This is a genomic window from Pseudomonas sp. CFBP 8772, from assembly GCF_014841665.1.
In the GTDB taxonomy this organism is placed as follows: domain Bacteria; phylum Pseudomonadota; class Gammaproteobacteria; order Pseudomonadales; family Pseudomonadaceae; genus Aquipseudomonas; species Aquipseudomonas graminis_B.
Window position 1 is genome coordinate 105682 of the sequence record NZ_JACYUI010000012.1, and the last position, 26110, is coordinate 131791.

A 26110-nucleotide genomic window follows, 5' to 3' on the forward strand; every position below is an offset into this window, starting at 1 on the left:
GTCGCTTTCGCTGACTCCGGATTTCCACATGAAAAGCCAAACCATTCGCCGCTGGTCTTTCATCCACACGTGGACCAGCCTGATCTGCACGGCATTCCTGATGATGCTGGCGATCACTGGCTTGCCGCTGATCTTCAGTCACGAGATCGCTCACCTGACGGGCGATGCACCGGAATTCAAGGAAATGCCCGCCGGCACGCCGCATCTGGACCTAGAGCAACTGGTTCGCTCAGCCGAGGCCCATCGCCCCGGCGACGTGATGCAGTATTTCGGCTGGGATGATGATGACCCCAACGGCGTCTACGCCATCATGGGTAAAACCGCCGGCGGCGACCCCAATGAATCCCACAGTTTCATGCTCGACGCCCGCACCGGCGAAGCGATGGAAACGCCGAGCGCCAACGGCGGTTTCATGATGATCATGCTGCGCCTGCACGTGGACATGTATGCAGGGCTCCCGGGCAAGCTGCTGCTGGCATTCATGGGACTGCTGTTTGTCATGGCGATCGTGTCCGGCGTCGTGTTGTACGCGCCCTTTATGCGTCGGCTGGATTTCGCCACGGTGCGGCCGAATAAATCCACGCGGGTACGTTGGCTTGATCTGCACAACCTGGTCGGGGTTGTCACGCTGACCTGGGCCATGGTTGTGGGCCTGACCGGTGTGCTCAACGCCTGCGCCGATTTAGTGATCGCCCAGTGGCGCACCGACGCGCTGATGACCATGATCGCGCCCTACAAGAACGCCCCACCCCTGGCCGAACGCGCACCGGCAACCCGATTGATCGACATCTCCAAAGCCACTGTCCCCGGCGCCGAGCCGAGCTTCATTGCCTTTCCCGGCTCCCGTTTTTCCAGCGAGCATCACTACGCCGTGTTCATGAAAGGCGACACGCACCTGACGTCTCACCTGCTCACTCCCGTACTGATTGACGCCCAGGACTTGCACGTGACCGCGACGCTGGGACGCCCGTGGTACATGGACGCCCTGCTGCTGTCGCAACCGCTGCACTTCGGCGACTACGGCGGCATGCCGATGAAAATCCTCTGGGCCGCGCTGGACGTCTTGACCATCATCGTCCTTGGCAGTGGCTTGTACCTGTGGTGGGTCCGTCGTCGCGCCACAGTCGCTGCGGCAAAAGCAGTCGCCGTAGAGGCGGAAGTGGCATGACCCGACACAAGAAGCATTCGGCGTTGTGGAAGACCTTCGGCACGCCCGGCTGGATCGCCCTGCTGACCGCAGTCGGCCTGTTCGCCGCGCTGCTGGGCGACGGTGCGTGGGATGTATTGTCCTGGATAGGGATGGCGATTCCAGCCTGGCTTAGTTGCAAGGGGTTGATGGCGCGGAGGAGAGCTGATCACACCTGATCCATACGGGATGTAACTGGTGGGGATTCGCCCGCCGTTGCCCCAGGTCATCATACGACTCACCAACAGCCCTCATTCCGTTAGCTCACTTGACTCCTCGAACCCCCGTCCTCCCGATGACGCCCCAAAATCGCTCACTTCCCGCTTCAAAGCCGGCCCCCGCTGTGACAAGTCCGTTACATTAAGAAATATAATGAGCGCTCCGCGGTATTCCCATTGACAACAAAACGTGCTTTTGACTAAATCAAGTCATACGACGACGTATAACGATCGCCGCCAAATAAAAACAATACCCAGAGTGGACTCGATGAAAATCAAAGGCATCCGTTGGTGGATGGTCGCGCTGATAACCGGCGGCCTGATCGTCAACTATCTCGCGCGCAATACCCTCTCCGTCGCCGCTCCCACCATGATGAGCGAGCTGAACATCTCCACCGAACAGTACTCGCACGTCGTCATCGCGTGGCAGATGGGCTATGCCTTCATGCAGCCGGTTGCCGGTTACGTGATCGACGCCATCGGCACCAAGATCGGCTTTGCAGTGTTCGCCATCGCCTGGTCTGTGGCGTGCGCATCGGCGGCTATGGCCACCGGCTGGCAGAGTCTGGCGTTCCTGCGCAGCTTGCTGGGCATCACTGAAGCGGCGGGGTTTCCTGCAGCGATCAAAGCAACCACCGAATGGTTTCCGGCCAAAGAGCGCTCGGTTGCCATCGGCTGGTTCAACATCGGTTCGTCGATCGGTGCCTTGCTGGCCCCTCCCCTCGTGGTCTGGGCGATTCTACACAGCGGCTGGCAGATCGCGTTCATCATCGTCGGCGGGCTGGGCCTGCTGTGGAGCGCGGGCTGGTTATTCTTCTACAAACACCCGCGCAATCAGCGTCTGCTGGGTGACGAGGAGCGCGATTATATTCTTGCCGGTCAGGAGTCCCACCTGAAGGACGCGCCGACCAAGCACGCCAGCTGGAAGAAGATCGTCGGCACCCGCAATTTCTACGCAATCGCGTCAGCCCGCATGCTGTCAGAGCCGGCCTGGCAGACGTTCAACGCCTGGATTCCGCTGTACCTGATGACCGAGCGTCACATGAACATCAAGGAAATCGCGATGTTTGCCTGGCTGCCGTTTCTCGCAGCTGACATCGGCTGCGTGCTGGGCGGTTACCTGAGCCCGTTTTTCTACAAGCATTTCAACGTGTCCCTGCTCACGTCGCGCAAGATGGTGATGGTGCTGGGCTCGCTGTGCATGATCGGCCCTGGCTGCATCGGTCTGGTGGACAGCCCTTATGTCGCCATTGCGCTGCTGTGCGCCGGAGGTTTCGCGCACCAGACGCTGTCGGGCGCCCTGTACGCAATCACGTCGGACTCCTTCGGCAAGAACGAAGTGGGTACGGCAACAGGCCTCGGTGGCATGTTCGGGTTTCTCGGCGCGGCTTTGTTCACGCTGGTGCTCGGGATCATGGTGACCAAAGTCGGCTACAGCCCGCTGTTTGTGGCGCTGGCCGCTTTCGATCTTATCGCCGCCACAATCATCTGGTTTGTCGCCAAGCCGCTGCTGACCGGCACACCTGCGGCGCAATCCGGCAGATCATCGGCTGATTCGGCCGATGGGGTCCCGACGGTCTGACATCAATGTCCGGGCCGTCGCAAATCGGCCCGGCATTGCTTCAGGATATTGCGCAGCGTCCTGGCCCTGACTAGTCTGGAGGCCCAGGACGATCAGAGGAATGTCCATGTCTGCGCCCAGCATGACGCTGTATTACAACGCCGCTTCGCCCTTCGCTCGCAAGGTGCTGATCTTGCTTCATGAGACTGGACAGGCGAGCCGGGTCAGTCTCAAGGCCGTTGCCCTCACCCCCGTGAGCCCCGACGTTGAACTCTGCCGCGGCAATCCGTGCGGAAAAATTCCGGCGCTGTGCCTGGCCGACGACAACGTGATCCATGACAGCCGGGTGATTCTCGAATACCTGGATCAACAGCATGTCGGCAACCCCCTCATTCCCAAGGAAGGCTCGGCGCGCTGGCGGCGATTGACGCTTGCCTCACTGGCCGATGCCCTGCTGGACGCTGCACTGCTCATCCGCTACGAGACCTTTCTGCGGCCCGAGGAAAAACATTGGTCGGAGTGGCTCGACGCCCAGCAGCAGAAAATCGATCGCACGCTGGCCTATTTCGAAGCCGAAGCCGTCACTGAATTGAGTACGCATTTCGACGTCGCGTCGATCAGCGTGGCATGCGCGGTGGGCTATCTGGATTTCCGCCAGCCCAATCTGGGCTGGCGCAGCAGCTACCCACGATTGGCGAACTGGTATTACGAAGTCAGTCAGCGGCCATCGATGGTAGAGACTCAGCCGCCTGTGTAGAAATCGGTCACGCAACAATGAGTAGGTTTTAGATAAACGCTAACCTGCAGGTAGGTGAGCGCAAAAATCGCATACTAAAAGGCCGGATAACTCCGGCCTTTTTGCTTCGTCTTTAGCAGCGTTTCGCGGCTTTCAACAATGCATTACAGTTCTGCGGCTGCGCTGCTTCCTTCTGCGTCTGGGCAGACTGAACGGTGCCCTGTACAGGACCCGAGCAAATAGCATCCGAGTTCACTAGGACTACAGAGGTAAAGTAACAATTGTAAATTCCCTTATCGCTTTTTACCTGAAAACGCATCGACTCCAAGGAAGCCGATTTTGACAAAATAGTGATTTTGTCGCTGCTGGTGTTCAGGGCGAAGGCGGCCTTTTCCTGCAAGTCCGAGTCACTCTGCGTACGTTGCGCAATGGAGCCACAACCAGAAATGCTGACGGCAACGACAGCGGTGATTGCAAGTTTTTCAAACGTGATGCACTTCATGCTTTAGGGTCCATTCCATTAGTTTTCGTGTAATACAGGCCAGCGCTACCAGCCGACCGCCATCATGAAATTTTTAAGCGTCGCGACTCGGTGACTCCCGACTCATGGGGGCCGGAAGACCCGTTCCAGACTATCTTTTCATCACTGCCGCAGCCATAGCGCCATAGGTCGAGTTTATTCGCTCAACTTCGTCCTCATCATTAGCTAACAATCTCGACTGCCGTCTGGACAGTTCAAACTGCACTTTCTCCCAGCCCTGAATCTTGCTAGCGTCCGGCGTAGATTTTTTCCCTTCGTCACCTATTAATTCCGCGTAATGGCTAACCATTATGCTCAAAGCCGCACGAGCAAGGTCGTAGCGTTCCAGTTTTTTCCGTTCAGTCATCAGTTATCTCCCATGACCTTTTGATGCGTTTCGATGCTCAGTTCATTCAACGCTTTTCGGCTTGTACGACGAGACCAGACAGGTCGCCGCTGTCAAAGCGGCGAAGTGCAGGAAAAACGTAAACCCTGCGTGGCTTCCCGGTGTGTCCCAGTGCCAGACCGTCAAGAACCCGCGGTAGGCAACATCAAGCGCCATGACCCATCTCAGGACTGGCCAAGTGAGCACCAGCAGCATCCAAAGCGCCCGAGCGAGCCCCGAGATGGCTTTCCTCAGCTTGCCCGGTGCAGGGCGCGTCTGACTTGGCGTCGGCTCAGTCGCAACTTCAGGAGTCGCTTTTGCCCCGGGACGCTCTGGAAATTTGTATAGGTTGTTGGCCATTACCTGCTCTCCATGCAAATGCGAGTAAATTCTAACTCCGAATACGTGGCGCATGCCTGAAGCGTGCCGCGCAATCGCTCGGGGACGCAATCAAAACGGCCATCAGCACTCAGGCTTATCGGCCGTATAACGACGCGCCGGATTCACCGCCGCGCCGAATTCACGCAGGGCCTTGGCGCCGATCAGCAACGGATAGTTAAAGTGGCTGCGGTCGACGAGGTTGACCTCCACGGTGCGTTTCACGTTGCCCAGGCACAGCTCAAGATCGACAACCGGGCGCTTGGTGGGATCGGCCGGCTCTTCGTCATCGTCGCCTTCGGAACGGCCCTTGATCCGGCTGATGCGCGACACCTTGTGCTCGTAGACTTTGCTGTCGGCGTCCTTGGTCGCCAGACGGAAACGCACCCAGTCATCGCCATCGCGCTTGAACAGTTCGATGTCCTTGGCCGACAGCGATGCGGTCAACGCGCCGGTGTCCATCTTGGCTTTGAATGTCTCGCCGATCTCCGAGACCTGAATGTATTCGTAACGACCGTACAACGTCGGTTCGGCAGCCATGACAGGCAACGCCAGCAAAGACATAAGCGCCAGAAGGGATTTCACGGATCTGATTCCTCGTGATGAATGGGCGGGGCGTGTGCCCGGTTTAGACCGTCACTCTGCCGATGGTTCGCGGCAGGCTTCGCGCTCAGGGCCAAGCGAGCCAAGCATAGGGAGCCTACTGACAAAGGCGTGAAACATTCGTCGGTATCGCCAGGGTTTTGCGCCAACTGCCCGGCCTGCTTATCATTGCGCGCCACCCTGTCGACCGCGAGTGCCTTATGCGTCACCTGCTCACCGGAATTGCCGTCACGCTGCTGCTTCTGCTCAATACGCTGGTGCTGATCGGCCCACTGATGGTCTTTGCGCTGCTCAAGTTGGTGTTCCAGAGCGAGATGCGCGACAACTGCTCGGTGGCAGTGATGTGGATCGCCGAGACGTGGTGTGAAATCAACAAGCTGATTTTCAAAATCTGCCTGCCAACCCAGTGGGAAATCCGCGGCGACGAAGGCCTGCGTGGCGATACCTCCTACCTGGTCATCGGTAACCATCAGTCGTGGGTAGACATCCCGGCGCTGGTGCAGGCGTTGAATCGACGTACACCCTTCTTCAAATTCTTCCTAAAGAAAGAACTGATCTGGGTGCCGTTTTTGGGGCTGGCATGGTGGGCACTCGATTACCCGTTCATGAAGCGCTACACGAAGGCGTTTCTGGCCAGGCATCCCGAGCTCAAGGGCAAGGATCTGGAAATCACCCGCGAGGCATGCGAGCTGTTCAAACGTCAGCCCGTGACCGTGGTGAATTACCTGGAAGGCACACGCGTCACCCCGGCCAAGAAAGCCCAACAGGCTTCGCCCTATCGTTACTTGCTAAAGCCCAAGGCAGGCGGCGTCGCATTCGTGCTGGCAGCGATGGGTGAGCAGCTGGACGCGGTGCTTGATGTGACGGTCGTTTATCCAAGCGAGCGCATCCCGGGGTTCTGGGACTTGCTATCAGGACGAGTGCCACGGGTGATTGTCGACATCAAGACCCGCGAACTCGACCCTGCGCTGTGGCAGGGCGATTACGAGAATGACCCGGTGTTCCGCGTGTATGTGCAGGACTGGGTCAACCGGCTGTGGCAAGAGAAGGATGCGCGGATCGCCGAGTTACGCGGCGCGATTGCTTAGCACATCCGTAGCAGCAGGCGCCCCGATTGCCGGGGCGCTGCAACTACATTACTTGGCGCCCCAGACGCCACTCAACGCCTGCAACGCTGAACCGCCCGCGCCTTGCTGACCGAGGTACTGCAGAATCACCGGCACGAACTGGCTGACCATGCTGCTGTTCATGCCCAGGGCGCTGAACGCCTTGTTCACGTCGCCCATGCTCTGCACATTACCCAGCGCGCTGTCCAAGGCAGAGTTGCTGCTCCCGGAATTACCCAACAATCCACCCAGACCACTCAGGCTGCCGAGGGCCGAGTTGCCGGCCAGTTGATCAAGGCCTGGCACTGATTTGCTCAGTTGCGAATAGTCGTTGCCGGCGAGCTTGTTCTTGGCCAGCCCCAACAAGGCGCCGGTCCCGCCCACCGCTTGCTCCGGCGTGACGTTCAACTGCGTGCCCAGCGTGTTCAATAGCCCGGCTGCCTCGGGCGCGGCGGTTGCCTTTTGCTGACCGCCGGTTGCATTGGAAACGGCATTGGCCGCGTCATTCAGATTGAAAGCGAAGACCGGCGTGACTGCGAGCGCCATCAGGCTCGCCAGCGCAGCACCACGTACATTTCTCAGTGAAACTTTCATCGCAACAACCTCGTTTGCCAGGAGACCGGCCATGACCGGGTAAACACGCGTTGGACCGCCCCTCGAAGGGAAGTTCCACCCAGGGCCTCAGGGTTTGCTGACATAGAACAAGCGCTGCGGCTCGAAGGTCCGCGCCAGCCGTTGATCCGCAGCCGTCGAGCCCGCCTGCAAGAGCCGGTGGCGAATGAACGCCTTATCGAAATGCTCACCGCTGTGAAGCTTCTCGCGAAGGCTGATCAAGCGTGTACCGCCCCGATGATCGGCGCCACGATAAAGGGGTTCACTGAAGAGGCGTACCTGTGAGTCGGGGCTACCCCCGGTGGATGTCAGCTGAACCTGGGTGATGATCGCGAAACCGGACAACCAGGGCGACCAGAGCCGGGACACGTCGGCAGCGAAACACTCACCCGGGGTGAAATCAGCCTCGCAGTCCGCCAGCTCACGGTAGGTCGGCGCGATGCGCACATGTTGACGGTAAGCGGCGCGGTAACCGGCCTGACAGACCGCCGGCGCCATACCGGCCCAGACGCAGGCGTTGGGGTTTTCAAAGAACACCTCCGACGATGCCCAGCCCGAAGAAACAGGCTCGAGATGAGCGCTCGTCAGCGTGGCGGGCAAGACAATGAGCGGCATCGCGACGAGGAAATGAATCGATGTTCTAACCCACCAAACAAGCATGCATGACCCGCCACCTGAAAAACCGGCCGGACAAATAACACGGAGATAAGGCAGCTGAAACAAGCAGGAATGGAATTCAAACGCTCCCCAACCATTTTCAGAAACGCCCTACAAATGCCGGACTAGAGGCCTACGTCAGGCATAAAAAAAGCGACCCGAAGGTCGCCTTTTGAGAGCGTCAGAGAATCATGCGGCGCTGAACAGTTTGTGCGGGTCGATGACGAATTTCTTCGGCACACCGGCATCGAACTCGCCGTAACCGCGCGGGGCGTCGTCGAGGCTGATGACTTCCACGCCAACCACGTCGGCAATGTTGATGCGGTCCCACATGATCGCCTGCATCAGTTGACGGTTGTACTTCATGACCGGCGTCTGGCCGGTGTGGAAGCTGTGGGATTTTGCCCAGCCCAGACCGAAACGAATGCTCAGTGCGCCGACCTTGGCGGCAGCGTCCACGGCACCCGGGTCTTCCGTCACGTAAAGGCCGGGAATGCCGATCTTGCCGGCGACGCGAACCACGCCCATCAGCGAGTTGAGTACGGTGGCCGGTGCCTCGGCCTTGGCGCCCGCGTGCCCATGGCCACGTGCTTCGAAGCCTACGGCATCGACGGCGCAGTCCACTTCAGGCTCGCCCAGCAGATCGGCGATCTGCTCGTGCAGCGGGGTGTCTTTCGAGAGGTCGGCGATCTCGAAACCCTGGGCCTTGGCGTGCGCCAGACGCACCGGATTGACGTCACCGACAATGACGACTGCCGCGCCAAGCAAGCGCGCTGAAGCGGCGGCGGCAAGCCCCACGGGACCGGCGCCGGCGATGTACACCGAGCTGCCCGGACCGACACCGGCAGTCACCGCGCCGTGGTAGCCGGTGGGCAGGATGTCGGAGAGGCAGGTCAGGTCGCGAATCTTCGACATCGCCTTGTCGCGATCAGGAAGTTTGAGCAGATTGAAGTCGGCATAGGGCACGAGCACATATTCGGCCTGGCCGCCGGTCCAGTCGCCCATGTCGACATAACCGTAGGCACCACCGGCGCGGGCCGGGTTGACGGTCAGGCAGACGCCGGTGTGTTGCTCTTTGCAGGAGCGGCAACGGCCGCAGGCGACGTTGAAGGGCACGGACACCAGGTCACCGATCTTCAGGTTTTCGACGTCGCTGCCTTTCTCGACCACCTCACCAGTGATTTCGTGACCCAGTACCAGGCCGACCTGGGCAGTCGTTCGGCCACGCACCATGTGTTGATCGGAGCCACAAATGTTGGTGGAAACCACGCGCAAGATCACCCCGTGCTCGATCTTCTTGCCGCGCGGGTCCTGCATCTTGGGATAGTCGATTTTCTGTACTTCGACCTTGCCCGCGCCGAGATACACCACACCACGATTACCAGACATACATGTCACCTCTCTATTTGTTATTGATTGGGTGAATCAGTGAGCTTCAAGCCGCAAGCTTCAAGCTTCAAGCAGCAAGCAAAAGCGCTGCTGCCACTACATGGGCCCGAAACGTGTTGCGAGTGACGCCGCTTTTACTCTTGCGGCTTGAAGCTTGAAGCTTGCAACTAGCCCCTACAGCACCACCGTCCTGTTGGCATTGAGAAACACACGTCGCTCGATGTGATAACCCACCGCTCGCGCCAGGGTCAGGCCTTCGATGTCGCGGCCCTTGGCGATCAGGTCTTCAGGATAGTGACTGTGGTCGACCACTTCGACGCCCTGGGCGATGATCGGCCCTTCGTCGAGGTCGTTGTTGATGTAATGCGCCGTCGCGCCGACCAGTTTCACGCCCTTGTTGTAGGCCTGGTGATACGGCTTGGCGCCTTTGAAGCCCGGCAGCAGCGAGTGATGAATGTTGATCGCCTTGCCATCGAGCTTGCGGCACAGCTCCGGCGACAGCACTTGCATGTAGCGGGCAAGCACCACCAGTTCGGCGCCGGTGTCTTCGATCACCTTCATCACCCTGGCTTCCTGCGCCGGTTTGTCATTGGGGTCGAGGGGGAAATGGTAGTAGGGAATGTCGTGCCAGCGCGCCAGTGGCTCAAGGTCCGGGTGATTGGAGACCACGGCGACCACGTCCATCGACAATTGATTGATGCGCTGTCGGTAGAGCAGATCGTTGAGACAGTGATCGGCTTTGGACACCATGATCACCACTTTCGGGCGGTAGTTCGGGGCGGTGAGTTCGAAGATCATGCCGAAGGATTCGCCGCGCTCGGCGAGGCCTGCACGGAAAGACGCTTCGTCAAACCCGTCCGGTTGGCGGAATTCGACACGAATGAAGAAGCGACTGGACAGACGGTCATCGAACGAATGGTGCTCGGTGACGTAGCAGCCCTGCTCGAAGAGATAACGCGTCACCGCGTCCACCGTGCCCAGCACGCTGGGGCAGTCGGCGGTCAGAATCCAGGTATCGGGGGCGCGGCTCATAGGTATTCCTTGATCGTGTGGTCAATCCGGGATCAGGCAGCGACGCTCAAACCATACTCCGCACTCGCATCCTGCAGCCACATCCACCAGTAATCGGCGAAGCTTCGGCGGATGACCAGTTCCCAGGTGTCTTCGCCGGTACGGCGTATCACCAGCTGCGATTTGGCGAATACCGTGCCGATGGCCTTGCCCACCGGGAAGTTGCTCGGGTGCACGTCGTAGCTGGTGGATTTCATCAGCACTTCGCGGACCTTCGGGCCGGTCAGTTCCAGCAGCGATTGCCCGCCGCTGACGTTGACGACAGCGATGTGCAAACCGGCGAGCGCTTCGCGCAGCGTCTGCTCGACGGCGAACTCTTCACCGGTCGGCACGATCAGCAGCCACTCATCCGGGCCAAGCCACTGGATCGAGCTATCGCCGCTTGAGACCAGCGCCAGCGCGCCCGGCAGTTCCATGCCCAGCGCCTTGTGCACGCCGGCCGCGAACGCCGGATCGTGCCCATTGCCACGAATGGTCAGATGGCCGAGCAGTTTTTTCTCCCGCAGCACGACGCCCGGATTGCTGCGGCCTTTGCCGATCAGGCTCTGAAGGTCAGCATGAAACAGCGGCGACTCGGCTTTGGCGTCGGTTGCTGGCCGCTGTTGGTAAACGTTGGCTGTGGTCATAGAGCACCTGTGTTGAATTCTGTTGTTTCAGTGAACACGTTCCCGTAGGAGTGAGCTTGCTCGCGATCGCGGTGTGTCAGTCACCAGATGTATGCCTGATCTCACGCCATCGCGAGCAAGCTCACTCCCACAGGGATGTAAGCAAGCCAAGACTTACTCCACGTTCTGCTGATCACCCTTGGGATCGAAGAACACCGAGGACACGATTTCGGCCTCGATCACCGACCCATCCGCCAGTGGCGCAAATACCCGCTCGCCCATGCGCTTCAGCCCGCCCTTCACCACACCCATGGCAAACGAGTAACCCAGCGAGTTCGCCGCATAACTCGACGTCACGTGGCCCACCATCTTCATCGGAATCGACTGCTTCGGATCGAACACCAGTTGCGCGCCTTCCGGCAGCCACTGAGTCGGATCAACCGGCTTCAGACCGACAAGTTGCTTGCGATCTTCCCGCACGCAGTCCTCTCGATTCATGCCGCGCTGGCCAATCCACGAGAACGGCTTGGTGCGGCCGACACACCAGCCCATATTCAAATCGTCCGGGGTCATCGAACCGTCGGTGTCCTGGCCGACGATGATGAAGCCCTTTTCGGCGCGCAGGACGTGCATGGTTTCAGTGCCGTACGGGGTCAGGTTGTACTGTTTGCCGGCTTCGGCGATTTTTTCCAGAACGCCCATGGCGTAGTCGGCCTGGATGTTCACTTCGTAGGAAAGCTCACCGGTAAACGAAATCCGGAACACTCGCGCCGGCACACCGGCCACCAGCCCCTCTTTCCAGGTCATGAACGGAAACGCTTCACGGCCCAGGTCGATGTCGGTCACTTCGCTGAGCAGCTTGCGGCTGTTCGGCCCGGACAGGGTCAGGGTCGCGTAGTGATCGGTGACGGAGGTGAAGTACACCTTCAGGTCCGGCCATTCGGTCTGTTGATAGATTTCCAGCCACTGCAGCACGCGTGCGGCGCCACCGGTCGTGGTGGTCATGATGAAGTGGTTATCGGCGATGCAGGCGGTCACTCCATCGTCGAAGACCATGCCGTCTTCCTTGCACATCAGGCCGTAACGGGCCTTGCCCACGTCCAGTTTGGTCCAGGCGTTGGTGTAGATCCGGTTCAGAAATTCCCGCGCATCCGGGCCTTGAATGTCGATCTTGCCCAGTGTCGATGCGTCCAGCAGACCGACGCTGTCGCGCACAGCCTTGCATTCGCGGCGCACGGCGGCGTGGATGTCTTCACCGGCTTTCGGGAAATACCACGGACGTTTCCACTGACCGACGTCTTCGAATTCAGCGCCGTTCTTAACGTGCCAGGCGTGCAGCGCGGTGAAGCGCACAGGCTCGAAGACGTGACCGCAGTGACGGCCTGCGATGGCGCCGAAGGTCACCGGCGTATAGTTCGGACGGAACATAGTGGTGCCCATTTCCGGGATCGACACGTTCAGCGAACGGGCGGCAATCGCCAGGCCGTTGACGTTGCCGAGCTTGCCCTGGTCGGTACCGAAACCCAGCGCGGTGTAGCGTTTGACGTGCTCGACGGACTCGAAACCCTCGCGGGTCGCCAGCTCGATGGCCGCTGCAGTGACGTCATTCTGCAGGTCGACGAATTGCTTCGGCGCACGGGCGGTGCCCTTCTCGTGCGGCACCTGAAACAGCGCCAGTGTTGGTTCTTCCACACGGCTCAGCGCTTTGGGCAGTACGCCTTCGACCGGTTTGAAACCGGCTTCGCTGGCTGCACGAACACCCCCTTCAAAACCGTCGGCCAGCGAGTCGCCGAGGGCGTAGACGCCGTTCACACCGCCGACGCAGACACGTTTCTGCGGCGCTTCGCCCGGCACGAAACCGAGGATGTCTTCGCGCCAGACCGGCTTGCCACCGAGGTGCGAAGCCAGGTGAACGATCGGGCTGTAACCCCCGGAGCTGGCCACCAGATCGCAGTCGAGCCATTCACCAGGGCTGGCCACTTTGTGGGTTTTGACATCGATGGCAGCCACGCGGGCGGCACTGACGCGCTTGCTGCCACGGGCTTCCACCACGGCGCTGCCGGTCAGGATCCGAATGCCTTTGGCGCGGGCCTCTTCCACTAACGCACCGCGCGGGTTGTGACGCGCATCGGCGACGGCCACCACGTGCAGACCAGCGTCGAGCCAGTCCAGCGCCACGCGATAGGCGTAATCGTTGTTGGTCGACAGCACCAGTTTCTTGCCCGGCGCCACGCCATAACGGCGCACGTAAGTAGAAACAGCGCCAGCCAGCATGTTGCCCGGTACGTCGTTGTTGCCGTAAACCAGCGGACGCTCGTGGGTGCCGCTCGCCAGCACCACGCGCTGGGCGCGAACCCGGTGCATACGCTGACGTACCTGGCCGATTGGCGCGCGGTCGCCGAGGTGATCGGTCAGCCGCTCGTGAATGGTCAGGAAATTGTGGTCGTGATAGCCGTTCACCGTGGCGCGCGGCAGCAGGGTGACGTTGGGCAGGCCTTTGAGTTCGGCCACCACCGTCGCTACCCATTCCGCTGCCGGTTTGCCGTCCAGACTTTCGCGGCTGTCCAACAGGCTGCCGCCGAATTCTTCCTGCTCGTCCGCCAGGATGACCCGGGCACCGCTGCGCGCAGCCGCCAGTGCAGCGGCCAGACCTGCAGGGCCGGCGCCGACCACCAGCACGTCGCAGTGCTGGTTCATGTTGTCGTAGGTGTCCGGATCCAGCTCTGTCGGCGAACGCCCCAGGCCAGCCGCTTTGCGGATGTACTTCTCGTAGGTCATCCAGAACGACTGCGGGTACATGAAGGTTTTGTAGTAGAAACCCGGCGGCATCAGCTTGCCGCCGACCTTGCCGAGAATGCCCATCATGTCGGTGTTCACGCTCGGCCAGCCGTTGGTGCTGGTCGCGACGAGGCCCGAATAAAGCGCCTGTTGCGTGGCGCGCACGTTGGGGATCTGCGTGGCTTCGGTGGCGCCGATCTGCAGCACGGCGTTCGGCTCTTCGGAACCTGCTGCAAAGATGCCGCGAGGTCGGGAGTATTTGAAGCTGCGGCCGATGATGTCGACACCGTTGGCGAGCAAGGCGGCGGCCAGGGTATCGCCTTCAAAACCCTGGTAGGTCTGGCCGTTGAAGTTGAAATTCAGAACCTTGCTGCGATCGATGCGGCCGCCGTTGGGCAGGCGATTGGACTGGCTCATACCTGTTCTCCCTTTCTGATCGCGGGCGCGGGATTGACGAACTGCGGCTGCGTGCCGATCGGATAGGTTTCGAGAATCTCGTAGGTCACGGTGTCACGCGTGGTGTTGAAGTACTGCCGGCAACCCGCCGCGTGAATCCACAACTCGTGGTGCAAACCGCGCGGGTTGTCGCGGAAAAACATGTAGTCGCCCCACTCTTCGTCGGTGCAGGCCGCCGGGTCCAGCGGACGCGGGATGTGGGCCTGACCGGAGACGTGGAATTCCTCTTCGGAGCGCAGTTCGCCACAGTGAGGACAGAAGATATGCAACATGGGAAAGTCCTCTGTTAGTGGGCTACGGCTGCAGCGCCGTGTTCATCAATCAATGCGCCGTTGTGGAACCGGTCGATTGAGAAGGGTTTGGCCAGCGGGTGCATTTCGCCCTTGGCCAGGCTTGCAGCAAACACGTTGCCCGAGCCCGGGGTGGCCTTGAAGCCACCGGTGCCCCAACCGCAGTTGAAGAACATGTTCGGCACAGGCGTCTTGGAAATGATCGGGCAGGCGTCCGGCGTGGTGTCGACGATGCCGCCCCACTGGCGGTTCATGCGCACCCGCGACAGCACCGGGAACATCTCGACGATGGCCTGAATGGTGTGCTCGATCACCGGGTACGAGCCGCGCTGGCCGTAGCCGATCCAGCTGTCGATGCCGGCACCGATCACCAGATCGCCCTTGTCGGACTGGCTGATATAACCGTGTACGGCGTTGGACATGATCACGCTGTCGATGATGGGTTTGATCGGCTCCGATACGAGCGCTTGCAGCGGATGGGATTCCACCGGCAGACGGAAACCGGCGAGCTTGGCCATGTGGCCAGAGTTGCCGGCCGTCACCACGCCGACGCGCTTGGCGCCGATGAAGCCTTTGTTGGTTTCAACGCCGATGCACACGCCGTTTTCCTTGCGGAAGCCGGTCACTTCGGTCTGTTGAATCAGGTCCACGCCCAACGCATCCGCGGCGCGGGCATAGCCCCAGGCCACGGCGTCATGACGCGCCACACCGCCGCGACGTTGCACGGTGGCGCCGATGATTGGGTAACGGGTGTTTTTCGAGCAGTCGAGGTACGGAATTTCTTCAGCCACTTGCTTGCCGTTGAGCAGCTCGCCATCGACGCCGTTCAAACGATTGGCGCTGACGCGGCGCTCGGAATCACGCATGTCCTGCAGGGTGTGGCACAGGTTGTACACGCCGCGCTGGGAGAACATGACGTTGTAATTGATGTCTTGGGAAAGGCCTTCCCACAGTTTCATCGCGTGTTCGTACAAGTGCGCGGATTCGTCCCACAGGTAGTTGGAACGCACGATGGTGGTGTTGCGCGCGGTATTACCGCCGCCCAACCAGCCTTTTTCGACCACAGCCACATTGGTGATGCCGTGCTCTTTGGCCAGGTAATAGGCCGTTGCCAGACCATGGCCGCCGCCGCCCACAATCACGACGTCGTAGACCTTTTTCGGGGTCGGCGTGCGCCACATGCGCTGCCAGTTTTCGTGGTGGCTGAGGGAGTGTTTGAAGAGGCCGAAGCCCGAGTAATGCTGCATGGTGCGACTCCTGACTCAGCGGTAAACCGGGAAATCGGCGCACAGCGCGGAGACCTGCTCGGCAACGTTGGCCTCGACATCGGCGTCGCCGAGGTTGTCGAGGATGTCGCAGATCCAGCCGGCCAGCGTGATGCACTGAGTAACTTTGAAACCGCGCGTGGTCACGGCGGGAGTGCCGATGCGCAGGCCCGACGTCACGAACGGCGATTGCGGATCGTTCGGCACGGCGTTCTTGTTGACGGTGATGTGCGAGCGACCCAGCGCCGCGTCGGCGTCTTTCCCGGTCAGGCCCTGACGGATCAGGCTGACGAGGAACAGATGGTTATCGGTCCCGCCCGACACTACGTCGTAGCCGCGATCGATGAACACTTGCGCCATGGCCTGGGCGTTGTCGATCACCTGCTGTTGATAGGCTTTGAAACCCGGCTCCATGGCTTCTTTGAAGCAGACGGCCTTGCCGGCAATCACGTGCATCAATGGGCCACCCTGGGCACCCGGAAACACAGCGGAATTAAGCTTCTTCTCGATCTCTTCGTTGGCTTTGGCCAGGATCAAACCGCCACGTGGACCGCGAAGGGTTTTGTGGGTGGTGGTGGTGACCACATCGGCGTACGGCAGCGGGTTCGGGTACAGACCGGCAGCGACCAGACCGGCGACGTGGGCCATGTCGACGAACAGCAGCGCGCCCACTTTGTCGGCGATCTGACGGAAGCGCGGGAAATCCAGGGTTTTGGAGTAGGCCGAGAAACCGGCAACGATCATCTTCGGTTTGTGCTCGACGGCCAGTCGCTCGACTTCGTCGTAATCGATCAGGCCGGTGGCAACGTCGATACCGTATTGAACGGCGTTGTACAGCTTGCCCGAGGACGACACTTTGGCGCCGTGGGTCAGGTGACCGCCATGGGCCAGACTCATGCCCAGCAAGGTGTCACCCGCTTGCAGCAGCGCCAGGTAAACCGCGCTGTTGGCCGACGAACCGGAATGCGGCTGGACGTTGGCGTAATCGGCGCCGAACAGGAGCTTGGCGCGATCGATCGCCAGTTGCTCGACCTTATCGACGTGCTCGCAGCCGCCGTAATAACGTTTGCCGGGGTAACCCTCGGCGTATTTGTTGGTCAGGCCGCTGCCCTGAGCCTGCATCACGCGCTTGCTGGTGTAGTTCTCCGAGGCGATCAGCTCGATGTGGTCTTCCTGACGCTGCTCCTCGGCACTGATCGCGGCCAACAGTGCATCGTCATACCCCTGAATCTGGTCTTGCTTGCTGAACATCGCGGTTCTCCCAGCGGCGGCGCGGCGCCTGAATGATCGACAGGGCCTTGAGCTGCCCTTTGGCCACGATGGTATGGCTGACGCTGACAGCCCAGATGCCTACGCACGCCACACAAAGGCGCGTTTACGACATGGGTCAACGGGGAGCGAGATTTGCGCGGTTCTGCGCGCAGCAGACTGCCGGTCCTGAGCATGCCGCGAATCCTCGGCACGCCACAACGCCTCAGACCAATGGGCGCGGGGACTGTCAAAACTGACAGTATTCAAATAGCGATGACGGGCTTACTTTTGGGCCAACGGAATGCCAGCTACTCAATCAAGGGAATGATCATGGGCACAATCGCAAGGTCGCATACGCTAACTCCCCAGTTGTGGAAAAGCCTGAGGGGGAAACACGTCAGTCGGCAGGGGCCTGCTACCGAGCCGCTGCTCTTTCTGACTCAAGGCGTGTTCCATACGGTGGATATAGAAGGCTCGGTCAAGCTGAGGATTATTCGGGAACTGAACTCAACTGAGGCGCTGATTGCCGTCTACGTCGAGGATTCGGACGAAGTTCTTTCGGCCACAGTCGCAGTGGGCGATGCCAGGCTTTATGCGACCCCCCAAGACATCGTTCATCAGGACGGCGGCTACTATTCGGTCATTCTCAAGATCATTTCCTATCCGGACGCAGAAGTGGTCGCCGATATCTACTTATGGGAACTACCACCCATCGCGGCACCGCTGTCCGTCGAATCCGACCTTGCGCTGTATCTTCCAAAAGGCTCGACTTTTTACGTAAGTCCCTCTGAAGAAGACATTGTGATGGACAGAACGTTGAGACTGTCTGCAGACCGCCAAGTATCGGTGAACATCCGTACTGTTGAGGGACGTAGTTACTCGAAAACAGTCACGGAAGCCGAAGCAACTCGATGTGCCGCGCCCGGTGATTATTACGTGGAGAGCGGTTCCAATGAGTTGTCGGTCGTATACGGCATAACCACTCGTCCCGAATCAGCCTCATCGCCGATCCTCAAGCATATGTCGCTGCCGGATGCGCCGAGGTCCCGTCATGAGCTCGGCAAATAAGTAACGATATTCAGTGTTTTGCGCAGTGAGCCCGTCCAGTCCGAAGCAGGTAGACCGAGTGTCGCAATCGGACCGTTTTGGCAACGCTCGACAATACATCTGGAGCATCGCAAATCCACTCTCTTTTACGAACCACGGCGGCATCACCTGTCATTTCTGACAGTAGACGTGCATGGCGCATGAGCCTAAATTGAAAGTGCAGTTGATTTGGGATAAGTGGCTTCAGCCCTGAGCATTACTACTTGACGATCCCAGCAAGCCTGAACCCCAAACTTCAGAGTTATTGAGCGCATGTAAACCTAATACTCATCCAAGCTAAAAAGGACTGACGACATGACTGACACAAATAACGTTGAAAAACAGTATATAAAGCTAACAGCGGGACCCATTCCAATCAATGAAGCAATGTTCTATGTTTATCCCGGTGACTGGTACCGCTGGATACCCTCTGGAGGCGATCAAGTGGTCTTATACAGAGTGTTCGACTACGACACGGATATGCAGGAAGTCGCTGTAGGATTCTACGCCACCACACCCGGAGGCCAGGAAAAGATAACCAAAAAAACAGATCCAGCGCTGGATCTCATCACCAACGGTTATTACTTTAAGGTTCAGGCCAACGACTACATTCGCATTGACTTTTTGAACACGTTCAAAGTCTTCAATAAAAATGTTGTTTTTGATGAGCTCGCAGACGAGGCAACGGTTGAGCTTCTGGTTGAGGCCGTGGAGGATCAGAACAAACCGCGAGTGTCATTTCGTCCGCCCTCACAGGATCGACGAGTCACCGATGAATTGTAAACGCTTGCAAAACCTAAGCTCTCCCCTGCTACTGCAAGGGAGAGTTTGATAATTGAATCAGAGTAACTTCGCAGGCAGCAGTCCATCCGCCCTGAACATCCCGCGAATACCGCGTATAGCCTGACGGATGCGGTCCTGATTCTCGATAAGCGCAAAGCGCACATGGTCGTCGCCATATTCACCAAAACCGACGCCAGGCGACACGCAGACTTTGGCTTCGGCCAGCAGTTTCTTCGCGAACTCAAGTGACCCCAGGTGCGCATAAGCCTCGGGAATCTTGGCCCAGACGTACATCGACGCTTTCGGGTTTTCGACCATCCAGCCCAGTTCGTGCAGGCCTTTGACCAGCACGTTACGACGCTGGCGGTACTGCTCGGCGATGTCGAGCACGCACTGTTGATCGCCTTCCAGCGCAGCGATGGCGGCGACTTGCAGCGGCGTGAACGTGCCGTAGTCGTGGTAGCTCTTGATCCGCGCCAGGGCGTTGACCAGCTCGGGGTTGCCGACCATAAAGCCGATCCGCCAGCCGGCCATGTTGTAGCTCTTGGACAGGGTGAAAAACTCCACCGCAATGTCCTTGGCGCCTGGGACCTGCATGATCGACGGGGCTTTCCAGCCGTCGTAGACAATGTCGGCGTAGGCAAGGTCGTGAACCACCAGCACGTCGTACTGTTTGGCAAGGGCAACGACGCGCTCGAAAAAATCCAGCTCGACGCATTGAGCGGTCGGGTTGGACGGGAAACCCAGAATCATCATCTTCGGTTTGGGGATCGAGCCGCGAATGGCTTTCTCCAGCTCGGCGAAGAAGTCCACGCCCGGCACCAGTGGCACGGAGCGCACCTGGGCGCCGGCGATCACGGCACCGTAGATGTGAATCGGGTAACTGGGGTTCGGCACCAGGACGGTGTCGCCCTGATCCAGCGTGGCGAGCATCAAGTGCGCCAGGCCTTCCTTGGAGCCGATGGTGACGATGGCTTCATCTTCTGGGTCGATGTCGACGTCGTAGCGTTTTTTATACCAGCTGGAAATCGCCCGACGCAGGCGCGGGATGCCACGCGAAGTCGAGTAGCCGTGAGTGTCTTCACGTTGGGCGACGGTGACCAGTTTCTCGACAATGTGCGGCGGCGTTGCCCCGTCGGGGTTGCCCATGCTCAGGTCGATGATGTCCTCACCACGACGACGCGCAGCCATTTTCAGCTCGGCGGTGATGTTGAACACGTAAGGGGGGAGTCGATCGATGCGCGCAAAGCGGCGCAGCGAACCTTGGTCTGCCATGGAAACCTCTGAAGACGTAAGCGCCCGGAACCGTCCGAGCGACGCTGGCCACTGCGGTGGCCTGAGGCGGAAGATACGGGCGGTGACGGCGGTTTGTCTAGAGCGACACCGAGAAACTGATGGTGCTCACACGGGCCTCTTCCCGGCTGAAGCCGGTCCGACTAATACACCGAGTTCGACAGTAGGACCGGCTTTAGCCGGGAAGGCGTCGGAGGTCAGAACATAAAGCCCAGGGCGCACACGCTGAGCACATCTCCGCCACATCACCGTCATTCGATGATCTGCCGCAGCCCGAAGAGCAGCAAAAAATGCACCGGATAAATCAGGTACGCCCACCGCCGCATCGGCCACACCCCGAATCCCGGGCGCCCGCGAACAATCGCTAACCCCAACAGCGGAGCCAGCAGACAGGCCGTCAAGGCGCCGATGGAAATCGGGTCGCCCCACAGCATGCCATCGATGATTTTCGGCCACTCGTTGCTCAACAAGCAGACAATCCCCGGCACAATCGCCAGCCATAACGAGGTCCGCAGCACGAGCACAAGCGCGAGCGGCAGCAACACCCCATACATGCCGAACATCAACTGCGGTCCAAACAGCACACCGATAACCAGGGCAGCGATCCCCAGCAGCCGCGCCGGCCATGACCCACTCATCCCGCCCTTCGCAACCAGCAAACCCAGCGCCAGCGTCGGCAATACATTGAGCGTCGTGACCTCACCCGCCATGTAAATCCGATAGGGCAGCTCCGCGATCACAGAAAACACGGCCAGCCAGGCCAGATATTTCCACTTGATCGACGAATCCACTCCGCGCCGGCCAGTGCGCACGACGTTCACCGCGATCGCCAGGCAGAACCAAGGGAATGCCAGGCGCCCCAGTACGTACAGCCAATTGGCGTGCCAGCCGACATAGCGCAGGTGGTCCATCACCATGCTCAACATCGCCAGCCACTTGAGCAGGTCCAGCGCGCGATCACGCGCGGGTAAGGTCATTGATTTCGTTTCGGTCATATTGCTTCGCTGCCTGGCTGAATTTTCCGACGCAAGAATGCATGACCAAACCGATCAACTTTGGTTACAGTCGCAGGCTTCGATTACAGGGAACCGGCCATGTCAGACCAAAGCCAGCAGTTTGCCAGCGACAACTATTCGGGAATCTGCCCGGAGGCGTGGGCGGCCATGGAACAAGCCAACCACGGGCACCAGCGTGCCTACGGTGACGACCAGTGGACAGCGCGCGCGGCCGATCAATTCCGTCAGTTGTTCGAAACAGACTGCGAGGTGTTCTTCGCCTTCAACGGCACCGCGGCCAACTCCCTGGCGCTGTCATCCCTCTGCCAGAGTTACCACAGCGTCATCTGCTCGGAAACCGCCCACGTCGAAACCGACGAATGCGGCGCGCCGGAGTTCTTCTCCAACGGCTCCAAACTGCTGACCGCACGCAGCGAGAACGGCAAGCTGACACCCGCGTCCATTCGTGAAGTCGCGCTCAAACGCGCCGACATCCATTATCCGAAACCCCGAGTGGTCACGCTGACCCAAGCCACGGAAGTGGGCAGCGTGTATCAGCCGCAAGAGCTCAAGGCCATCAGCGAGACCTGCAAGGAGCTGGGCCTGAACCTGCACATGGACGGCGCCCGCTTCGCCAATGCCTGCGCGTTTCTGGGTTGCTCGCCTGCGGAGCTGACCTGGAAAGCCGGCGTTGATGTGCTGTGCTTCGGCGGCACCAAAAACGGCATGGCAGTGGGCGAGGCGATCCTGTTCTTCAATCACAAGCTCGCCGAAGACTTCGACTACCGCTGCAAACAGGCCGGGCAACTCGCCTCGAAGATGCGTTTTCTGTCGGCACCGTGGGTAGGTTTGCTGGAAAACGACGCCTGGCTCAAGCACGCACGCCATGCGAATAGCTGCGCGCAGTTGCTGGCGGATCTGGTCAAGGATATTCCCGGGGTGGAATTGATGTTCCCCGTGCAGGCCAACGGCGTTTTCCTGCAATTATCGGAAGCGGCCATTGCTGCGCTGACCGCACGAGGCTGGCGCTTCTACACCTTCATCGGCGTCGGTGGCGCGCGCTTCATGTGTTCGTGGGACACCGAAGAAGCCCGCGTAAGGGAGCTGGCAGCGGATATCCGGCTGGTGATGGGAAGCTGAAAACAGCTGGCCCGTCACCGGCAGGTCGCAGCCCATCAGCAGTTAGCGGATGGGATCACCGGCGCCTCACCCCTGAGCAATCACCTTCTCGATCACCTCGACCGTCGCGCTGACCTTGTCTTCATAACGGCTCAGCGCTTCGGCGTGTTGTTGCTTGAGTTCGATCTGCTTTGAACACAGGTTCAACGCCGCCAGCACCAGCAAGCGGTCGCCGATCAGCGTCGGGTAACTGCGCTTGGTTTCGAACAGTGCCGATTTCAGCATCGACACAGCGTCCATCAAAGTCTGCTCTTGGCCGGCAGGTGCCTTGATCGTGTAGTCGTTGCCAAGGATGGAAATAACCTTGGCGCCGTCCTGATCGGTGATCATGCGTCAACCGCGCTGACGCTGGTGGCGCGATCGACCAACGCCTGAATACGCGCAGCCGTTGCACCCTGTTTCTCTTCCTGCTCCATCAGGCTCAACTGCAGACTGTCGTTGTCATCCCTGGCTTGTTTCAACTCTTCGGCGAGTTGTGCGTTCGTGTTCTGCAGCTCCTGATTGTGCTGTACCAGGTCACTGACGAGCTTTTCCAACTGGCTTAGGGATGCTTCCAACATTTTGATATCTCAGGCAAATTTCAAAGGGCGCGTACGATAAAGAAAAGTCACTTTAGCTACCAGTGAAATCAGGGCATTCATGCCACTACACCGACCAACAAGCATCTCCACAACTCTATTCCGCAAACGCATAGCGGCCCTGATTGACTCCATTTTAGCGATCTTGTTCCTGCTGCTCGTCAGGTCATCTACTGCGACATAACCGCGCAGCGCAGAGGAACGGCATCAAGCCCCCGTAAAGACGACCGATAAACCGTGCATCTCTGTCCCTTCTCACATTCGCCTCGCATGGATCGCGGCCTCTCTGGAACCGTAATGTCCCTACGTAATTTGAATATAGCGCCCCGCGCTTTTCTCGGATTTGCCGTCATCGGCCTCCTGATGCTGATTCTGGGCGTGTTCGCTCTCTCGCAAATGAACAAAATCAACAACGCCAACGTCGCCATGGCCACCAAAAGCATGCCGAGCATCAAGGCGCTGGATAAATTGACCGAAGGCAGCATTCGCCTGCGTGTTCTGTCCTATCGCCTAATGCTGAACCGCGACCCCGACACGCTGCAGAAAACCACTGAATTGTTTGCCATGCGCAACAAGCAGATCGACGACGCCCGGACAATCTACGCCAAGATGATTTCCGCGCCCGAAGAGCAGTCGGCCTACGACCAGTACGTCAAGCTGCTCAACGACTACCGCCAGCTTGAAAGCCGTATGAAGACGCTGAGTCAGGCCAACGACATGACCGAGCTGACCCGTTTGCTCAGCGCCGATCTGCAGACCAACTCAGACCAGATGAACGTGGTGCTCGCCAAGCTGATTGAGATGAATACCCAACAGGTCAATGAAGCCAGTGCGACGGCCACTCAACAGTATTCGACCGCGTTCACGATGGTCGTCACGCTACTGATCATTGCCACTGTGCTGACCGTGTTGTTCGCCTGGTTGCTCACCAACAGCATCACCCGACCTATCGCTTCGGCACTGAACGCCGCTGAAGACATTGCCGAAGGCGATCTGACGCGTACCATCAACGTGGACGGAACCGACGAAGCAGGCCGTTTGCTGGCCGCGATGCTGAAGATGCAGTCCAAGCTGCGCGACACCCTGCAGCGTATTTCCGGTTCGGCGACCCAGCTCGCTTCGGCCGCCGAAGAGCTGAACGCTGTCACCGACGAAAGCGCGCGCGGCCTGTCCCAGCAAAACGACGAAATCGAACAGGCCGCCACTGCGGTCAACCAAATGACCAGCGCCGTGGAAGAAGTCGCACGCAACGCGGTGAGCACCTCGGAAGCGTCGAAAAACGCTACGACGTCCGCCAGCGATGGCCGTGATCTGGTGCAGGAAACCGTCACCGCCATCGAACGCATGAGCACTGATGTGCAGAGCACCTCCACGTTGATCGGTAACCTGGCGGACGAATCCCGTGACATCGGCAAAGTGCTGGATGTGATCCGCGGTCTGGCGGACCAGACCAACCTGTTGGCCCTCAATGCCGCCATTGAAGCGGCCCGTGCGGGTGAAGCGGGTCGCGGGTTTGCGGTAGTGGCCGATGAAGTCCGCGCCCTCGCCCACCGCACTCAGCAGTCGACCAGCGAAATCGAGCGCATGATCGGCAGCATCCAGGGCGGTACCGAGCAGGCTGTGAACTCCATGCGCAGCAGCACTGAACGCGCCGAGTCCACCCTGAACATCGCCAAAGGCGCAGGCCTTGCGCTGGACACTATCAACAGCGCCGTTGTGGAAATCAATGAACGCAACCTGGTGATCGCCAGCGCGGCGGAAGAGCAGGCCCAGGTCGCTCGGGAAGTGGACCGCAACCTGGTCAACATCCGCGACCTGTCGACTCAATCTGCTACAGGTGCCAACCAGACCAGCGCAGCGAGCAACGAGCTGTCGCGCCTGGCCGTGGATTTGAACGGGATGGTTGCGCGCTTCAAGGTTTAACCGACGTTAAAGCGCCGACTCCACACCGAGTCGGCTCTTTAGGCCGCGGAGAGCGTTTGAGGACGGCGTCAGGCCTCAATACTCAATCCGGACATCCCCCTTCGGCACGCTGCAGCACGCCAGGATGTAGCCTTCGTCCACGTCGTCATCGGTGATGCCGCCGTTGTGTTCCATCTCGACCTCCCCGCTTAGCTTCATCACCTTGCACGTACCGCAGATGCCCATGCCGCATGCCTTGGGAATCATCAGGCCAAGCTTGGCAGCCGCCGCATGGACGGTTTCGCCCGGCGCGACGCGGATACTCTTGCCGGTGTCGGTGAATTCAACCTGATTCAATTCAGCGACATCCAGATCCGGCGCATCGGCGGCCTGTTCGGCATGCTCCACGGCGTCGGCGCGGGCTTCCGGTGGCGTCGCGCCAAAGGATTCTTCGTGGTACTGCGCCATGTTAAAACCGTTGGCTTCAAGCAACCGCTTGACCGCACTCATGTATGGCGTCGGCCCGCAGCAGAACACCTCCCGCTCCATGAAATCCGGGGCCATCAGTTCGAGCATCTTCTGGTTCAGATAACCGCGATAACCTGCCCACGGCTCACCCAACCCGTGCTTTTCACAGACGATGTGCAGGGCGAAATTATTGATTCGCGACGCCATCTGCTCCAACTCGCGGTGGTAGATGATGTCTTTTGGCGAACGCGAACTGTGCACGAAGACCATGTCGACGTTAGCGTTGGTGTCGTAGTACCAGCGTGCCATGGACATGACCGGCGTGATGCCGACCCCGCCGCTGAGGTAAAGGATTTTCGGGTTCGGGAAATCGATGGCGTTGAACAGACCCACCGGCCCGTGCACGGCCAGTTCCTGACCTTCGTGGAGCGTGTCGTGCAGCCAGTTCGAGACCTTGCCGCCGGGCACCCGCTTGATGGTGATAGAGAAGCTGTAGGGCACCGAGGGCGAACTGGAGATGGTGTAGGAGCGCATGATCGGCACGCCGTCGATTTCCAGCTCCAGGGTGACGAACTGACCGGGCTTGAAGAAGAACAGAATCGGCTGGTCGGCCATGAAGCAGAACGTGCGTACGTCCCAGGTTTCCTGGATTACTTTGACGACCCGTACCAGGTGGCGGCCGTTGGCCCACGTCTGGGTGTTGACCGGGCTGAGGAAACTCTGGGACATACTCACTCTCCACGGCCGACGGTCGGCCTC

Annotated in this window: 27 protein-coding genes; 9 read left to right on the top strand and 18 right to left on the bottom strand. The window is 59.5% G+C overall.

Annotated elements, in window-relative coordinates; all coding sequences use genetic code 11:
- Nucleotides 1-28 precede the first annotated feature (28 nt).
- The 4 genes from IFT99_RS21430 to IFT99_RS21445 all read left to right on the top strand — a co-directional run bounded on the left by IFT99_RS21430 (nucleotide 29) and on the right by IFT99_RS21445 (nucleotide 3722).
- Nucleotides 29-1168: a PepSY-associated TM helix domain-containing protein gene (locus IFT99_RS21430; RefSeq protein WP_192134963.1), complete on the top strand. Its 1140-nt coding sequence runs from the start codon at nucleotides 29-31 to the stop codon at nucleotides 1166-1168.
- Nucleotides 1165-1365, top strand: coding sequence for a hypothetical protein (locus IFT99_RS21435; protein WP_192134965.1), 201 nt, complete (start codon nucleotides 1165-1167; stop codon nucleotides 1363-1365). Before IFT99_RS21430 ends, IFT99_RS21435 begins: the two co-directional genes overlap by 4 nt.
- A gap of 307 nt (nucleotides 1366-1672) precedes the next feature.
- Entirely contained in the window at nucleotides 1673-2986 is a 1314-nt protein-coding gene (locus IFT99_RS21440; protein ID WP_192134966.1) for an MFS transporter, read from the top strand.
- A 106-nt stretch (nucleotides 2987-3092) separates the two neighbouring features.
- Nucleotides 3093-3722: a glutathione S-transferase family protein gene (locus tag IFT99_RS21445; protein WP_065991280.1), complete on the top strand. Its 630-nt coding sequence runs from the start codon at nucleotides 3093-3095 to the stop codon at nucleotides 3720-3722.
- A 112-nt stretch (nucleotides 3723-3834) separates the two neighbouring features.
- Here the strand turns inward: IFT99_RS21445 and IFT99_RS21450 are convergent, their stop codons facing one another.
- The 4 genes from IFT99_RS21450 to rloA2 all read right to left on the bottom strand — a co-directional run bounded on the left by IFT99_RS21450 (nucleotide 3835) and on the right by rloA2 (nucleotide 5569).
- On the bottom strand, nucleotides 3835-4203 hold the full coding sequence (locus IFT99_RS21450; protein WP_192134968.1) for a hypothetical protein: 369 nt from the start codon (nucleotides 4201-4203) through the stop codon (nucleotides 3835-3837).
- Between the two features lie 130 nt (nucleotides 4204-4333).
- Entirely contained in the window at nucleotides 4334-4588 is a 255-nt protein-coding gene (locus IFT99_RS21455) for a hypothetical protein (RefSeq protein WP_192134970.1), read from the bottom strand.
- A gap of 42 nt (nucleotides 4589-4630) precedes the next feature.
- Nucleotides 4631-4966, bottom strand: a complete 336-nt coding sequence (kleE, locus tag IFT99_RS21460) for a KleE stable inheritance protein (RefSeq protein ID WP_192134972.1) — start codon at nucleotides 4964-4966, stop codon at nucleotides 4631-4633.
- Nucleotides 4967-5068: 102 nt separating this feature from the next.
- Nucleotides 5069-5569 carry a retropepsin-like aspartic peptidase RloA2 gene (gene rloA2 / locus IFT99_RS21465; RefSeq protein ID WP_065991278.1) on the bottom strand — a complete coding sequence of 167 codons (501 nt, stop codon included), beginning with the start codon at nucleotides 5567-5569 and terminating at the stop codon, nucleotides 5069-5071.
- 218 nt (nucleotides 5570-5787) lie between these two features.
- Between rloA2 and IFT99_RS21470 the strand changes: the two genes are divergently transcribed.
- Nucleotides 5788-6675: an acyltransferase gene (locus IFT99_RS21470; protein ID WP_065991277.1), complete on the top strand. Its 888-nt coding sequence runs from the start codon at nucleotides 5788-5790 to the stop codon at nucleotides 6673-6675.
- A 48-nt stretch (nucleotides 6676-6723) separates the two neighbouring features.
- Here the strand turns inward: IFT99_RS21470 and IFT99_RS21475 are convergent, their stop codons facing one another.
- From IFT99_RS21475 to glyA, 9 genes are all read right to left on the bottom strand, one after another.
- Nucleotides 6724-7287, bottom strand: a complete 564-nt coding sequence (locus IFT99_RS21475) for a DUF2780 domain-containing protein (RefSeq protein WP_192134974.1) — start codon at nucleotides 7285-7287, stop codon at nucleotides 6724-6726.
- 87 nt (nucleotides 7288-7374) lie between these two features.
- A complete protein-coding gene (locus IFT99_RS21480) occupies nucleotides 7375-7965 on the bottom strand; it encodes a DUF1190 domain-containing protein (protein ID WP_192134976.1) in 591 nt (196 codons plus the stop codon).
- 186 nt (nucleotides 7966-8151) lie between these two features.
- Nucleotides 8152-9351 carry a formaldehyde dehydrogenase, glutathione-independent gene (gene fdhA, locus IFT99_RS21485; RefSeq protein ID WP_065991275.1) on the bottom strand — a complete coding sequence of 400 codons (1200 nt, stop codon included), beginning with the start codon at nucleotides 9349-9351 and terminating at the stop codon, nucleotides 8152-8154.
- Between the two features lie 174 nt (nucleotides 9352-9525).
- Nucleotides 9526-10383: a formyltetrahydrofolate deformylase gene (gene purU, locus IFT99_RS21490; RefSeq protein WP_065991274.1), complete on the bottom strand. Its 858-nt coding sequence runs from the start codon at nucleotides 10381-10383 to the stop codon at nucleotides 9526-9528.
- A 32-nt stretch (nucleotides 10384-10415) separates the two neighbouring features.
- Nucleotides 10416-11048 carry a sarcosine oxidase subunit gamma gene (locus tag IFT99_RS21495; RefSeq protein ID WP_192134978.1) on the bottom strand — a complete coding sequence of 211 codons (633 nt, stop codon included), beginning with the start codon at nucleotides 11046-11048 and terminating at the stop codon, nucleotides 10416-10418.
- 153 nt (nucleotides 11049-11201) lie between these two features.
- Nucleotides 11202-14222, bottom strand: coding sequence for a sarcosine oxidase subunit alpha (locus IFT99_RS21500; protein ID WP_192134980.1), 3021 nt, complete (start codon nucleotides 14220-14222; stop codon nucleotides 11202-11204).
- A complete protein-coding gene (locus IFT99_RS21505) occupies nucleotides 14219-14533 on the bottom strand; it encodes a sarcosine oxidase subunit delta (protein WP_065991271.1) in 315 nt (104 codons plus the stop codon). Before IFT99_RS21505 ends, IFT99_RS21500 begins: the two co-directional genes overlap by 4 nt.
- 14 nt (nucleotides 14534-14547) lie before the next feature.
- Nucleotides 14548-15798, bottom strand: coding sequence for a sarcosine oxidase subunit beta family protein (locus IFT99_RS21510; protein WP_065991270.1), 1251 nt, complete (start codon nucleotides 15796-15798; stop codon nucleotides 14548-14550).
- Between the two features lie 15 nt (nucleotides 15799-15813).
- Nucleotides 15814-17067 (bottom strand): serine hydroxymethyltransferase, encoded by a 1254-nt coding sequence (gene glyA / locus IFT99_RS21515; protein WP_192134982.1) that lies wholly within the window; start codon nucleotides 17065-17067, stop codon nucleotides 15814-15816.
- A gap of 192 nt (nucleotides 17068-17259) precedes the next feature.
- Between glyA and IFT99_RS21520 the strand changes: the two genes are divergently transcribed.
- Complete coding sequence (locus IFT99_RS21520; protein WP_192134984.1) at nucleotides 17260-18135, top strand: hypothetical protein; 876 nt, start codon at nucleotides 17260-17262, stop codon at nucleotides 18133-18135.
- A 333-nt stretch (nucleotides 18136-18468) separates the two neighbouring features.
- Nucleotides 18469-18936: a hypothetical protein gene (locus tag IFT99_RS21525; protein ID WP_192134986.1), complete on the top strand. Its 468-nt coding sequence runs from the start codon at nucleotides 18469-18471 to the stop codon at nucleotides 18934-18936.
- A 57-nt stretch (nucleotides 18937-18993) separates the two neighbouring features.
- On the opposite strand, the gene alaC is transcribed toward IFT99_RS21525, so the two are convergent.
- A complete protein-coding gene (alaC, locus tag IFT99_RS21530) occupies nucleotides 18994-20211 on the bottom strand; it encodes an alanine transaminase (protein WP_192134988.1) in 1218 nt (405 codons plus the stop codon).
- A gap of 269 nt (nucleotides 20212-20480) precedes the next feature.
- Nucleotides 20481-21206: a TraX family protein gene (locus IFT99_RS21535; protein WP_244657049.1), complete on the bottom strand. Its 726-nt coding sequence runs from the start codon at nucleotides 21204-21206 to the stop codon at nucleotides 20481-20483.
- Nucleotides 21207-21323: 117 nt separating this feature from the next.
- On the opposite strand from IFT99_RS21535, the gene IFT99_RS21540 reads away from it, so the two are divergent.
- Entirely contained in the window at nucleotides 21324-22364 is a 1041-nt protein-coding gene (locus IFT99_RS21540; protein ID WP_192134992.1) for a threonine aldolase family protein, read from the top strand.
- A gap of 66 nt (nucleotides 22365-22430) precedes the next feature.
- Here the strand turns inward: IFT99_RS21540 and IFT99_RS21545 are convergent, their stop codons facing one another.
- Nucleotides 22431-22733, bottom strand: a complete 303-nt coding sequence (locus IFT99_RS21545; RefSeq protein WP_065991262.1) for a cell division protein ZapA — start codon at nucleotides 22731-22733, stop codon at nucleotides 22431-22433.
- A complete protein-coding gene (locus IFT99_RS21550) occupies nucleotides 22730-22963 on the bottom strand; it encodes a hypothetical protein (protein ID WP_065991261.1) in 234 nt (77 codons plus the stop codon). Before IFT99_RS21550 ends, IFT99_RS21545 begins: the two co-directional genes overlap by 4 nt.
- A 315-nt stretch (nucleotides 22964-23278) precedes the next feature.
- On the opposite strand from IFT99_RS21550, the gene IFT99_RS21555 reads away from it, so the two are divergent.
- Nucleotides 23279-24904: a methyl-accepting chemotaxis protein gene (locus IFT99_RS21555; RefSeq protein WP_192134994.1), complete on the top strand. Its 1626-nt coding sequence runs from the start codon at nucleotides 23279-23281 to the stop codon at nucleotides 24902-24904.
- A 75-nt stretch (nucleotides 24905-24979) separates the two neighbouring features.
- Here the strand turns inward: IFT99_RS21555 and gbcB are convergent, their stop codons facing one another.
- On the bottom strand, nucleotides 24980-26080 hold the full coding sequence (gene gbcB / locus IFT99_RS21560; protein WP_065991259.1) for a glycine-betaine demethylase subunit GbcB: 1101 nt from the start codon (nucleotides 26078-26080) through the stop codon (nucleotides 24980-24982).
- Nucleotides 26081-26110: the final 30 nt, after the last annotated feature.

Coding starts and splice junctions, on each gene's coding strand:
- IFT99_RS21430 (WP_192134963.1), top strand. CDS start 29: ATGAAAAGCCAAACCATTCGCCGCTGGTCTTTCATCCACACGTGGACC.
- IFT99_RS21435 (WP_192134965.1), top strand. CDS start 1,165: ATGACCCGACACAAGAAGCATTCGGCGTTGTGGAAGACCTTCGGCACG.
- IFT99_RS21440 (WP_192134966.1), top strand. CDS start 1,673: ATGAAAATCAAAGGCATCCGTTGGTGGATGGTCGCGCTGATAACCGGC.
- IFT99_RS21445 (WP_065991280.1), top strand. CDS start 3,093: ATGTCTGCGCCCAGCATGACGCTGTATTACAACGCCGCTTCGCCCTTC.
- IFT99_RS21450 (WP_192134968.1), bottom strand. CDS start 4,203: ATGAAGTGCATCACGTTTGAAAAACTTGCAATCACCGCTGTCGTTGCC.
- IFT99_RS21455 (WP_192134970.1), bottom strand. CDS start 4,588: ATGACTGAACGGAAAAAACTGGAACGCTACGACCTTGCTCGTGCGGCT.
- kleE (WP_192134972.1), bottom strand. CDS start 4,966: ATGGCCAACAACCTATACAAATTTCCAGAGCGTCCCGGGGCAAAAGCG.
- IFT99_RS21470 (WP_065991277.1), top strand. CDS start 5,788: ATGCGTCACCTGCTCACCGGAATTGCCGTCACGCTGCTGCTTCTGCTC.
- IFT99_RS21475 (WP_192134974.1), bottom strand. CDS start 7,287: ATGAAAGTTTCACTGAGAAATGTACGTGGTGCTGCGCTGGCGAGCCTG.
- IFT99_RS21480 (WP_192134976.1), bottom strand. CDS start 7,965: ATGCTTGTTTGGTGGGTTAGAACATCGATTCATTTCCTCGTCGCGATG.
- fdhA (WP_065991275.1), bottom strand. CDS start 9,351: ATGTCTGGTAATCGTGGTGTGGTGTATCTCGGCGCGGGCAAGGTCGAA.
- purU (WP_065991274.1), bottom strand. CDS start 10,383: ATGAGCCGCGCCCCCGATACCTGGATTCTGACCGCCGACTGCCCCAGC.
- IFT99_RS21495 (WP_192134978.1), bottom strand. CDS start 11,048: ATGACCACAGCCAACGTTTACCAACAGCGGCCAGCAACCGACGCCAAA.
- IFT99_RS21500 (WP_192134980.1), bottom strand. CDS start 14,222: ATGAGCCAGTCCAATCGCCTGCCCAACGGCGGCCGCATCGATCGCAGC.
- IFT99_RS21505 (WP_065991271.1), bottom strand. CDS start 14,533: ATGTTGCATATCTTCTGTCCTCACTGTGGCGAACTGCGCTCCGAAGAG.
- IFT99_RS21510 (WP_065991270.1), bottom strand. CDS start 15,798: ATGCAGCATTACTCGGGCTTCGGCCTCTTCAAACACTCCCTCAGCCAC.
- glyA (WP_192134982.1), bottom strand. CDS start 17,067: ATGTTCAGCAAGCAAGACCAGATTCAGGGGTATGACGATGCACTGTTG.
- IFT99_RS21520 (WP_192134984.1), top strand. CDS start 17,260: ATGCCGCGAATCCTCGGCACGCCACAACGCCTCAGACCAATGGGCGCG.
- IFT99_RS21525 (WP_192134986.1), top strand. CDS start 18,469: ATGACTGACACAAATAACGTTGAAAAACAGTATATAAAGCTAACAGCG.
- alaC (WP_192134988.1), bottom strand. CDS start 20,211: ATGGCAGACCAAGGTTCGCTGCGCCGCTTTGCGCGCATCGATCGACTC.
- IFT99_RS21535 (WP_244657049.1), bottom strand. CDS start 21,206: ATGACCTTACCCGCGCGTGATCGCGCGCTGGACCTGCTCAAGTGGCTG.
- IFT99_RS21540 (WP_192134992.1), top strand. CDS start 21,324: ATGTCAGACCAAAGCCAGCAGTTTGCCAGCGACAACTATTCGGGAATC.
- IFT99_RS21545 (WP_065991262.1), bottom strand. CDS start 22,733: ATGATCACCGATCAGGACGGCGCCAAGGTTATTTCCATCCTTGGCAAC.
- IFT99_RS21550 (WP_065991261.1), bottom strand. CDS start 22,963: ATGTTGGAAGCATCCCTAAGCCAGTTGGAAAAGCTCGTCAGTGACCTG.
- IFT99_RS21555 (WP_192134994.1), top strand. CDS start 23,279: ATGTCCCTACGTAATTTGAATATAGCGCCCCGCGCTTTTCTCGGATTT.
- gbcB (WP_065991259.1), bottom strand. CDS start 26,080: ATGTCCCAGAGTTTCCTCAGCCCGGTCAACACCCAGACGTGGGCCAAC.